This window comes from Streptomyces sp. NPDC058964 (genome assembly GCF_042741275.1).
In the GTDB taxonomy this organism is placed as follows: Bacteria; Actinomycetota; Actinomycetes; order Streptomycetales; family Streptomycetaceae; genus Streptomyces.
Window position 1 is genome coordinate 1 of record NZ_JBHYKH010001006.1, and the last position, 1,225, is coordinate 1,225.

General features: G+C 72.7%; 1 protein-coding gene. It reads right to left on the bottom strand.

Features of this window, described 5'->3' with window-relative positions:
- The coding region (locus ACFW2E_RS47220) for a beta-ketoacyl synthase N-terminal-like domain-containing protein (protein ID WP_384478439.1) at nucleotides 1–1,225 on the bottom strand (1,225 nt) is incomplete at both ends.

The window sequence follows — 1,225 nt, forward strand, 5'->3', positions numbered from 1 at the left end:
GCCGCCAGATGCACCGCCACCAACGACGACGAACACGCCGTGTCCACCGTCACCGCCGGACCCTCGAGACCCAGCGCATACGACACCCGGCCCGAGGCGATGCTGCCGCCGACGCCCATGAAGCCCTCGGTGTCGTGGTGGGCGGAGCGCTCCAGGACGGTGGCGTAGTCGTGGTACATCACGCCCGTGAAAACTCCCGTGGCGCTGCCGCGCACACCGGCCGGGTCGATTCCGGACCGCTCGAAGGCCTCCCACGACGTCTCCAGCAGCAACCGGTGCTGCGGGTCCATCGCCAGCGCCTCACGCGGACTGATCCCGAAGAACCCGGGGTCGAACTCGGCTGCCTGGGTGAGGAATCCGCCATAGCGGGTGTACGTCCTGCCCACGGCCTCCGGGTCGGGGTCGTACGACTCCTGCCACAGCGGGCCACGGTCGAACGGGAACTCGGAGACCGCGTCGCCGCCCGCCGCGAGCAGCCGCCACAGGTCCTCGGGTGAGGCGACTCCGCCGGGGTAGCGGCAGGCCATACCGACGATCACGACCGGATCGTCCGTCCCCGACGCCACACCGGTTGCCGGAGCGGCCTCCGCCGCAACCTCCACGCCGACGAGTTCGGCTTCGAGGAAGTCGGCGACCGCGCTCGGCGTCGGGTGGTCGAAGACGAGCGTCGCGGGCAGCCTGAGCCCGGCCTCCGCCTCGAGCCGGTTGCGGAACTCGACCGCCGTGAGGGAGTCGAAGCCGAATTCCTTGAAGGGCTTCTCGGGCGCGACGTCGCCCGCACTGCCGAATCCGAGAACGGACGCGACATGGCGACGGACGAGATCGAGCAGGACGCGGGTGCGCTCGGCGGCCGGCAGGCGTTCGAGCCGGGCGGCGAGGCCCCCGCCCTTGGCCGTCGGGCCGGTCGCTACGGCCCTGCGCGCCGCCGAGGGGCGGACGAGCCCGTGGAGGACACGGGGCAGTTCACCGCGCTTGGCCCGCTGGTCCAGGGCGCGCGGGTCCATGACGACGGGAAGCAGATGCGCTTTCGAGCCGTACGTGTCGGAGAGCGCCGCGTCCAGGAGGGCGAGGCCTCGCTCCTCGTCGATGGGCAGGACCCCGACCCGTGCCATCCGGTCCAGGTCGGTACCGGTGAGTCCGGCGCCCATGCCGCCGACCTCCGGCGCCCACAGGCCCCAGGCCAGCGAGACGGCCGGCAGCCCCTGGGCCTGCCGCATCGCGGCCA